Here is an 8,744-nt window from a genome sequence, read left to right as displayed (position 1 = left end):
GGGCCGCACCGGCCGGGGCCGGGCGGGGTGGGAGCGGTGCCCTCGGCGGGCGCATCGGTAGACGGCGCACCGGTGGACGGCGCACCGGTCGACGGCGCGTCGGTCGAGGTGGAGTGCAGCGGTGTGGCGCTGGAGGTCGGCGTGCTCGACGGCGTCGCCGCGAACGCGGCGGTCGAGCCGAGCGCGACGAGTCCGAGGGCGCCGACGGCGATGCCGATGGTCAGGGCGCGCTTCTTCGGACGGCGCGGCCCGAAGCTCGAGCCCTTCTCGGCGGGGGTGGTCGACTCGGTCATGGGTGTCTCCTCGTTCCGGCCCGGTGCCGACCCCGTTCGGGATCGGTTGCGGCCGGTTCCATCTCAGATTCGAAGGCGAATCTGAAGCCGGACTTAAGAACAGACCCTCCACAGCAGACGCCGGGTGCGCCCCGATCCGCGGCCCCTAGGTTCGAGCACATGCCCTCCTCCGCCCGTGTGCTCCTCATCGAGGACGACGACGCCATCCGCTCCTCCGTCGAGACCGCGCTGCGCAGCGAGCGCTTCACGGTCCGCGGTCTCGTCTCCGGCGAGGACCTCGCCCAGGAGCTGAGCACCTTCGCTCCGGACCTGGTGATCCTCGACTGGATGCTCCCCGGCCCGAGCGGCATCGTGCTCGCCGAGCGGATCCGCCGCAGCAGTGACGCGGCCGTGATCATGCTCACCGCCCGCGACGCCGTCGACGACCGCCTCCGCGGCTTCGACGAGGGCGTCGACGACTACGTGGTGAAGCCGTTCGTGCTCGCCGAGCTCGTCAAGCGCGTGACCGCCGTGCTGCGCCGCCGCGGCCGCATCCCGTCCGTCGTCGAGATCGGAGACCTCGTCGTCGACCCGGAGTCGGGCCGCGCCCGCCGCGGCGGCGTCGCCCTCGACCTCACCGCGACCGAGTTCCGCCTCCTCGCCTTCCTCGCCGGGAACCGCGGCCGCACCCTCACCAAGACCCAGATCCTCACGCAGGTCTGGGGCTACGACCACGTCGACCCGAACCTCGTCGAGGTGCACCTCAGCTCCCTCCGAAAGAAGATGGAGGCGCACGGCGACCGGCTCGTGCACACCGTCCGCGGCCTCGGCTACCGGGTGGAGGCGTGAGCCGCGCCCAGCCGGGCGCGCTGCGGACCGGCTCCCTCCGCCTCCGCACCGTCCTGGCCGTGCTCGCTCTGCTGGCCGTGCTGCTCCTGGCCCTCTCGGCGACGGTGCAGGCGGTGCTCGGCGAGCGCCTCCGCGACCAGATCGAGGAGCGGCTGCAGGACCGCGCCTCCGCCGCCGCCGCGCTGGTCGGCACGATCGCCGACGACGCCCTCGCCTCCCGCCTCTCGGCGCAGGGCGTCTCGGTGCGGATCACGAGCCCCGAGGGCGAGGACGTCGTGGCCGGGCCGAGCCCGGAGCAGCTGCGCCTGGGCCCTGGAGCCGCCGACCAGCTCGGAGAGCCGCCGTCGCCGCCCGGCACGAGCTCCTCCTCCGGAGCCGTCCCGCCCCGAGCCGCCTCCGCCGCCGTCACCGTCGTCTCGAGCAGTGTCGCCGCCGACGACGAGCTGATCACCCTCGAGTCGACCCTCAGCGACGGCACCCGCCTCGAGCTCACCAGCGAGGCCGGATCGGTGGGCAGCACCCTCGCGCAGCTGAACGGGATCCTGCTCGCCGCGTCGGCCGTGTTCCTCCTGCTGGCCGCCCTCGCGCTGATCGTCGTGGTCCGCGCGACCCTCCGGCCCCTCGAGCGGATGACCGACGTGGCCCGCGACATCGCGCACGGCGACCGCGGGCGGCGGCTGCGCCCCTCCCGTCCGCGGACCGAGCTCGGCCGCACCGCGACCGCGTTCGACGAGATGCTCGACGACCTCGAGCAGGCCGAGCGCAGTGCCCTCGCCGCCGAGGCGACGGCCCTCGCGGCGGAGCAGCGGATGCGCGCGTTCGTCTCGGACGCCGCGCACGAGCTGCGGACGCCGGTCGCCGGCATCCAGGCCGCCGCCGACGCGCTCGTCCGCGGCGACGGCGGCGAGCAGGAGCGCGAGCGCCTCTCGGTGCACGTCGTGCGGGAGTCGCTGCGCGCGGGCCGCCTCATCCAGGACATGCTGCTGATGGCGCGGCTGGACGAGGGCCTGGCTGTGGAGTCGCGTCCGTTGGACCCCGCGGGCGTCGCCGAGGCCGCGATCGAGCGCCAGGAGCTGCGCCGCCCGGGCCTCGCGATCGAGCTGCACCGGCCCGCCGAGCCGCTCCGGGTCAGCGCCGACGCCGACCGGCTGGCCCAGGTGCTCGGCAACCTCCTCGAGAACGGCGCCCGCTTCGCCCGCTCCCGGATCGACGTCGCCGTCGAGGCGGCCGCCGACTCCGTCACGATCACCGTCGACGACGACGGCCCCGGCATCGCCGAGGCCGACCGTGAGCGCGTCTTCGACCGCCTCGTCCGCCTCGACGACGCCCGCAACCGCGCCGACGGCGGCTCGGGCCTCGGCCTGCCGATCGCGCGCGGGCTGGCCCGGGCGCTCGGCGGCGACCTGGTGGCGCAGGAGGGACCGGTGGGAGCGCGGTTCCGGGTGACGCTGCCTCGCGCGGGCTGACGCCGCCCCGCTCCCCCTAGGCTCGACGGGCGCGCGGGCCCCGCTCCGCCGGGACGGCAGGAGTGGCTCCATGGACAGGGACGACGCGGAGCAGCGTGTCCGGCAGGCCCGCGACGAGGCCCCGAGGTTCGGGAGCGGTCCCCTGCTCGCCACCTTCACCGTCCGGCACCGCCGCGGACTCGACGTCGCCTTCGTGCTCGACGGCGCCGACGGCGACTTCCAGATCGGAATGGGCGCCGCGTCCGACGACTTCCGGAGCGTCCTCACCGTCGGGGTCGACCGCGAGGACGGCCGCATCCGCGGCGTCTCCAGCTGGACCGTCGACGGCCGCGAGAGCCGCGTGCCCGTGCGGATCCTGCACCGCTCCGCCACCGTGGTCATCGTGGAGGCCGCTCCCCTCCCCCTCGACCGGCGCCCGTCCTCGCTCAAGTGCTGGTCCTTCCTCCGCCGCGCCTCCGCCGACCACCACTCCGACGTGCTCGGCTTCGTGTCCCCCGACCTGGCCGACCTCCCCCCGGTCCGGCTCCTCACCGATCCGCGGGCGCGGCGCGGGCGCTGAGCCGGCCTCGCGCGCGAGGGGACGGATCCCCGCCCGACCCGCAGGCGCCGGTGCGATCATGCGCTGACGTGATCCCGCCCGGAGGTCCGCCCGACCCGGAGGAGCGCTCGTGACGCAGGAAGTGCAGTCGACCCGGCTGCGGTCGCTCGGGAGCGAGGCGTTCTTCGGGGCGACGGTGGTCGTCGCGGCGGCGTGGTCGGGCGCCCGGGCGTTCCAGCTCTACGGAGGGTGGGGCGTGGTGCTCGCGGTGGCCGCGGTGATCGTCGCGGGGCTCGGCTTCGGGATCCGACGGCGCGTCGAGGAGCGGTGGTCCCGACCGATCCTCGAGAGGCTGCGGGCCGAGCATCCGGACGGCGGCGTCACCGCGGTGCTGAACACTCCGGAGACACTGGCCTCGCTGCGGACGCTCGCGGTCGCCGGAGCCGCGGTCGACCTCCCGGCGCTGCGCGCGGCGAAGCCGGACCCCGTGCTGCTGGCCGTCGTCACCGCGAGGGCGCTCTCGCTGTTCCGTGCCGACGCGGACCTCTCGCCGATCGCGTTCCTGCCCCTCACCGCCGGGGACGCCCCCGAGTCGGTGACGGGCTACCACCACGGTCACGCGCTCACGGCTCCCGTTCTCACGGTCCGGCAGCAGGGGACGGAGCAGCGGCTCGCCCTCTTCCCCGCCGACGGCGCGAGGACGATCACCGGTGTCCTCGGCCGCTGAGCGAGGCCCGCTGCGCATCGCCGGGAGTCTCCGCCCCGCGGCGGATCCGGCAGCGCCGCGCCGCGCGTAGCGTCGGGCGATGGACATGTCACTGCTCGGCACCAGCGTGGTCGCCGCCCTGTGCGGGGCCGCGTATCTCGGAGTCGCGATCCTCGCGGTCGCGCAGGTCCTCCGCTCCGGCCTCGATCCCCTGAGGAAGGGCCTGTGGACGATCGCCGTCGTGGTGGCGCCCTTCCTGGGGTCGATGGCGTGGTTCCTCGTCGGGCGGCCCGGAGCGCGAGCCTGAGACGCGGCTCAGCCCGCACCCATGCCTACGATCACCGATCGCGCAAGCACCTGCTCGCGGGGCGCCCGCACGTCAGCATGAGCGGGATGGACACGATCGAGGAGGCGGGCGCCTGGGCGCGCGCTCTGGTGCGCCGCGAGTTCGGCGTCGGCCTCGTCGACCTGGAGCCCGTCGTCGGCGGACTCGACCACGGAGCGCGCGTCTGGTGCGCGGCCGACGGCTCCGGGGCGCTGTGGAGCGTCAAGGCGTCGGCCCGCGACGGGCGCTTCGGACTCGCGCTCTCGGCGTCGCTGGGAGAGGCGGGGGTGCCGGGCGTCGCGGCGCCGCACCGCGCCTCCGACGGGCGCCCCTGGGCGGAGGACCGGGGGCTGCGGGTCTCGGTCGCGCCGTGGATCCTCGGCGAGGACGCGGTCGACTCCGGCGAGGACGCCCTCGACTGGGAGGGGTTCGGCGCGGTCCTGCACTCCGTGCACGACGCCGAGCCGCCGACCCTCGCGCCTCCCGTGCGGCGGGGCATCCGCCGCGTCCGCCGTCCGCTCGCCGACCTCCTCGCCGAGACCGACGAGAGGATCGACGCGCAGCCGGAGTCCCGCCCCCTCCTCACCGCGCTTTGGCGCGGTAACCGCTCCCGCCTCGACGCCCTCGCCGGCGCCGAGCGGCGGCTGAAGCGCGCCCGCACGCCCACTTCCCGCGTGCCCCTCCACGGCGACCCACATCCCGGCAACGTCGTCATCGACGAGAGCGGCCGCCCCTGGCTGATCGACTTCGACGAGGCCACCGTCGCCCCGCGGGAGGCCGACCTGCTCCTGATCGAGCTGGGCGTCATCTACTCGCGGCCGATCAGCGACGTGCAGCGCTCGGCGTTCCGCGCGGGCTACGGCGAGGCCCTGATCGACGACGAGCGGATCGTCCGCTTCGGCTGCGTCCGCGCGGTCGAGGACGTGGCCGCCACTGTCGCGCTGGCCCTCGCCGACCCGGAGCCGGAGGAGCGCGAGGCCGCCCCCGTGCCCGCCTCCCGCCTCGGCCGCGCCGCCTCGGCGCTGCCCGTCCCCACTCCGCTCGACCTGCTCGCCGGCCAGCTCGGCCCGCACGGCCTCGTCTCGCTCGTCGAGACCGCCCTCCGCCGCCCCGCCTGACGCGGCCCTCCGACCCCGCCCCCGTCCGACCCTTCACAGCAGGAGACCACCCATGCGCAGACGATTCATCCCCCTCGCCGCCGTCCTGGCGTCGACCGCCGCCCTCACCGGCTGCAGCGGCTTCGGAGGAGGAGGCGGCGGTTCGGCCGACGCCGACTCGATCACCTTCACCACCTGGGCCAGCGAGTCCGAGCAGGCGGCCTTCGAGTCGCTGATCACCGACTTCGAGGCCGAGCACGAGGGGGCGAGCGTCGAGCTCAACGTCGTCCCCTACGACCAGATGTTCAGCAACATCGACGCGCAGCTGTCGTCGGGCGAGGCCCCCGACGTGTTCCGCGTCGACTACGGCAACCTCGGCGTCTACTCCAGCCAGGAGCAGCTGCTCGACCTGACCGACCGGATCGACGACTTCGACTCCTTCACGCCCGCGTTCCAGGAGGCCGTCTCGTTCGAGGGGAAGCCCTACGGCGTCCCGCACCAGACCGACGTGTCGGCGCTGCTGGTGAACACGCAGCTGCTCGCGGCGGCCGGCATCACCGACGTGCCGACCACCGCCGACGAGGCGTGGACCTGGGAGGAGTTCGCCGACGCCTCCGCGAAGCTGCGCGCGAGCCTGCCCGCCGAGCAGTACCCGTTCGTCTACAACTGGCAGCTCGGCGGCACGCCCCGCTGGCTGAGCTGGCTGTTCGAGGCCGACGGCACGCTGCTGGAGGAGGACGGCACCACTCCGGCGATCGACTCCGCCGCCGGTGCGAAGGCCCTGGACTTCACGAAGAGCTTCTTCGACAACGACTGGGTCCCGCCGACCAGCTCGGTGAAGTCCGCCACCTACGCCGACTCCTTCTTCACGGAGCAGACCGCGGCGATGGCGTTCGCCGGGTCCTTCCTCGTGCCGGACATCGACGACCTCGCCGACTTCGAGTGGACCGCCACGCCGATGCCCGTCGACGAGCGCGGCGCGACCGACCTCGGCGGCAACGCCCTCGTCGCCACGGCCGACACCGACAACCCGGAGCTCGCGACCGAGTTCCTCTCGTTCATGACGCAGGCCGACACCATGGCCGAGTTCTGCGCGGCGACGAACGAGCTGCCCACCCGGTCCGACATCGACCCCGCGTCGATCGACTTCGCGGTGCGCCCGGACGTGATGCCCGTGTTCGTCGAGCAGGCCGCGACGATCACCCCGCGGGACGTGCAGCAGCTCACCTCGCCGTTCCTCGCGAAGATCTCCGTCGCGATGCAGGACCAGCTCGAGGAGGCGTTCGTCGGCGGACGCAGCACCGAGGAGACCCTCTCCGGCCTCGGTGCGGCCATCCAGCAGGCGACCAGCTGATGACCGCCACCACCCTCCGCGGCCGGGCGGGCTCCTCCGCCCGGCCGCGGTCGGCCCGCAGGCGCGAGGCCCTCGCCGGCTTCGGCTTCGTCGGCCCGAACCTGCTCCTGATGGCGCTGTTCCTGTTCGTGCCGATCCTCTGGGCGATCCAGCTCTCGTTCCAGGAGTCGCGCGGCTTCGGCACGCCCGAGTGGGTCGGCTTCGCGAACTACCTGCGGATGGGCGCCGATCCGGTGTTCTGGCAGAGCCTGGGCAACACGCTCCTCTTCACCGCGGTCACCGTGCCGCTCGAGCTCGCCGGCGGCCTCGGCCTGGCCGTGCTGCTCAACTCCGTCCTGCCCGCGCGCGGGATCTTCCGCACGGTGATCGTGCTGCCCCTGGTGATCTCGGGCGTCGCCTCCGGGATGATCGCGGTCACGATCTTCAGCGAGTCCTCGGGCATCGTGAACAAGGTGCTGAGCTCGCTGGGCGCCTCGCCGGTCGCGTGGCAGTCGGACGGCTCCGCGGCGATGATCTCGGTGATGCTGACCGCGGTGTGGCTGCGGATCGGCTTCAACATGGTGATCTACCTGGCGGGCCTGCAGAGCGTCTCGCCCGAGCTCTACGAGGCCGCGCGGATCGACGGAGCGACGCGCTGGCAGCAGTTCCGCGCACTGACAGTGCCGCTGGTCGGCCCGTCCACCTTCTTCCTGCTGATCATGAACGTGATCGCCTCGTTCCAGGTCTTCGACATCGTCTTCGTGATGACGGGCGGCGGCCCCGGCTTCTCCACGTCGGTGCTCGGCACCTACGCGTACCGCAACGGCTTCCAGGTCCGCGAGCAGGGCTACGGCGCCGCGCTCGGCGTCGTCATCCTGCTGGTCTCCCTCGCCTTCACCTACCTGCAGTGGCGCACGAGCCGCACGCGCGACCTCGTCGACTAGGAGCCCTCATGTCGTCCTCCACCGTCACCACGCCCGCCGCGGTCGCCGCGGCCACCGCCCGCGAGACCCCGCGCCGGCGTCCCTCTCGCCGCGACGGCTCCCGCTCCGGACTCGTCGTCCGCCTCGTCGTCGCGATCGTCGCCTCGGCGGTCGTGTTCTTCCCGCTGTACTGGATGCTCGTCATCGCCTTCTCGCCGCGCGGCGAGGTGTTCGCGCCCGGCCCGCCCCGCTTCTGGCCGAGCGAGATCTCGTTCGAGAACTTCGCGACGGTGTTCGCGCGCTTCCCCGTGGGCGAGTGGTTCGTCAACTCGGTCGTGATCGGGGCGTTCGTCACGGTGTTCACCGTCGTGGTGAACCTTCTGGCCGGCTGGGGCTTCGCGCGGCTGCGCTTCCCGGGGCGGAACCTGCTGTTCCTGCTCGCACTGGCCACGATGATGATCCCGGTGCAGGCGATCATGGTCGCGCAGTTCAAGCTCGTGACCGGACTGCATATCTACGGCACCTACTGGTCGGTGATCCTGCCCGGAGCGGCGGCGGCCTTCGGGATCTTCCTCGCCCGGCAGTTCTTCCTCTCCATCCCGGAGGAGCTGATCGAGGCGGCGCGGATCGACGGCGCCGGCCACCTGCGGGTGTTCCTGCAGATCGTGCTGCCGCTCTCGAAGCCGCTGATCGCCGTCCTGATCCTGCTGACTCTGCTCGGCAGCTGGAACGACTTCGCCTGGCCGCTGATCGCACTGAAGGACAACGAGCTGTTCACGCTGCCGATCGGCCTGCTCTACCTCAAGGGCCAGTCGACGCCTGACTACAGCGCGAGCATGGCGCTGGCGCTGGTGTCGGTGCTGCCGATGGTGCTGCTGTTCCTGTGCTTCCAGCGCTACTTCGTGCAGGGGTTCGCGCGCAGCGGCATCCGGTGAGGTCGGGCGGCGGCACGGGCGGAGGCACGGGCGGAGGCACGGGCGGAGGCAAGGGCGGCGTGGAGCGGTCGCCGCGGCGGGACGCTCCTGACCGGACGGGGCAGGAGAGGACGTGGAAGGAGAGGACAGAGCAGGGCCGGAGAGGACGGGGCAGGAGAGTGCCGACGGACGCTGCGGGCGGCGGGCGGCGGAGAACGAGAACCACGTGGAGGTCGTCCGGTCGTGATCTCCCGAGTTCGACGGCTCTCCTGCGCGGCGGGGGCGTCCGCCAGCCGGAGCGGGGCGGGAGCGGACCGGGGC

10 protein-coding genes are annotated in these 8,744 nt (G+C 73.5%); 9 read left to right on the top strand and 1 reads right to left on the bottom strand.

What is annotated here, in order from left to right; all coding sequences use genetic code 11:
* Positions 1 to 293 (bottom strand): hypothetical protein (locus C5C35_RS16490; RefSeq protein WP_374953126.1); only part of this gene is annotated, 293 nt, incomplete at its 3' end.
* A 159-nt stretch (positions 294 to 452) separates the two neighbouring features.
* Here C5C35_RS16490 and C5C35_RS16485 point away from each other — a divergent pair.
* From C5C35_RS16485 to C5C35_RS16445, 9 genes are all read left to right on the top strand, one after another.
* Positions 453 to 1,121: a response regulator transcription factor gene (locus C5C35_RS16485; RefSeq protein WP_104263603.1), complete on the top strand. Its 669-nt coding sequence runs from the start codon at positions 453 to 455 to the stop codon at positions 1,119 to 1,121.
* A complete protein-coding gene (locus tag C5C35_RS16480; RefSeq protein WP_104263602.1) occupies positions 1,118 to 2,587 on the top strand; it encodes a HAMP domain-containing sensor histidine kinase in 1,470 nt (489 codons plus the stop codon). Before C5C35_RS16485 ends, C5C35_RS16480 begins: the two co-directional genes overlap by 4 nt.
* A gap of 70 nt (positions 2,588 to 2,657) precedes the next feature.
* Complete coding sequence (locus tag C5C35_RS16475; protein ID WP_104227448.1) at positions 2,658 to 3,146, top strand: hypothetical protein; 489 nt, start codon at positions 2,658 to 2,660, stop codon at positions 3,144 to 3,146.
* Positions 3,147 to 3,255: 109 nt separating this feature from the next.
* Positions 3,256 to 3,852, top strand: coding sequence for a hypothetical protein (locus tag C5C35_RS16470; protein WP_104263601.1), 597 nt, complete (start codon positions 3,256 to 3,258; stop codon positions 3,850 to 3,852).
* A gap of 79 nt (positions 3,853 to 3,931) precedes the next feature.
* Positions 3,932 to 4,138, top strand: a complete 207-nt coding sequence (locus tag C5C35_RS16465; protein ID WP_104225196.1) for a PLD nuclease N-terminal domain-containing protein — start codon at positions 3,932 to 3,934, stop codon at positions 4,136 to 4,138.
* Between the two features lie 86 nt (positions 4,139 to 4,224).
* The gene (locus C5C35_RS16460) at positions 4,225 to 5,274 is read left to right on the top strand and encodes an aminoglycoside phosphotransferase family protein (RefSeq protein ID WP_104263600.1); all 1,050 of its coding nucleotides are present in this window, start codon (positions 4,225 to 4,227) and stop codon (positions 5,272 to 5,274) included.
* Positions 5,275 to 5,326: 52 nt separating this feature from the next.
* A complete protein-coding gene (locus tag C5C35_RS16455) occupies positions 5,327 to 6,607 on the top strand; it encodes a sugar ABC transporter substrate-binding protein (protein ID WP_258069092.1) in 1,281 nt (426 codons plus the stop codon).
* Positions 6,607 to 7,530: a carbohydrate ABC transporter permease gene (locus tag C5C35_RS16450; protein WP_104239656.1), complete on the top strand. Its 924-nt coding sequence runs from the start codon at positions 6,607 to 6,609 to the stop codon at positions 7,528 to 7,530. The genes C5C35_RS16455 and C5C35_RS16450 overlap by 1 nt, the downstream gene beginning before the upstream one ends.
* A gap of 8 nt (positions 7,531 to 7,538) precedes the next feature.
* The gene (locus C5C35_RS16445; protein ID WP_104263599.1) at positions 7,539 to 8,444 is read left to right on the top strand and encodes a carbohydrate ABC transporter permease; all 906 of its coding nucleotides are present in this window, start codon (positions 7,539 to 7,541) and stop codon (positions 8,442 to 8,444) included.
* Positions 8,445 to 8,744: the final 300 nt, after the last annotated feature.

It is taken from the genome of Rathayibacter sp. AY1F8 (assembly GCF_002932165.1).
In the GTDB taxonomy this organism is placed as follows: domain Bacteria; phylum Actinomycetota; class Actinomycetes; order Actinomycetales; family Microbacteriaceae; genus Rathayibacter.
This window is presented reverse-complemented; position numbering and strand designations above follow the sequence as displayed.

Excerpts from the sequence above, each read along its gene's own strand:
- C5C35_RS16485 (WP_104263603.1), top strand. The coding sequence starts at position 453 with ATGCCCTCCTCCGCCCGTGTGCTCCTCATCGAGGACGACGACGCCATC.
- C5C35_RS16475 (WP_104227448.1), top strand. The coding sequence starts at position 2,658 with ATGGACAGGGACGACGCGGAGCAGCGTGTCCGGCAGGCCCGCGACGAG.
- C5C35_RS16465 (WP_104225196.1), top strand. The coding sequence starts at position 3,932 with ATGGACATGTCACTGCTCGGCACCAGCGTGGTCGCCGCCCTGTGCGGG.
- C5C35_RS16460 (WP_104263600.1), top strand. The coding sequence starts at position 4,225 with ATGGACACGATCGAGGAGGCGGGCGCCTGGGCGCGCGCTCTGGTGCGC.
- C5C35_RS16455 (WP_258069092.1), top strand. The coding sequence starts at position 5,327 with ATGCGCAGACGATTCATCCCCCTCGCCGCCGTCCTGGCGTCGACCGCC.
- C5C35_RS16450 (WP_104239656.1), top strand. The coding sequence starts at position 6,607 with ATGACCGCCACCACCCTCCGCGGCCGGGCGGGCTCCTCCGCCCGGCCG.
- C5C35_RS16445 (WP_104263599.1), top strand. The coding sequence starts at position 7,539 with ATGTCGTCCTCCACCGTCACCACGCCCGCCGCGGTCGCCGCGGCCACC.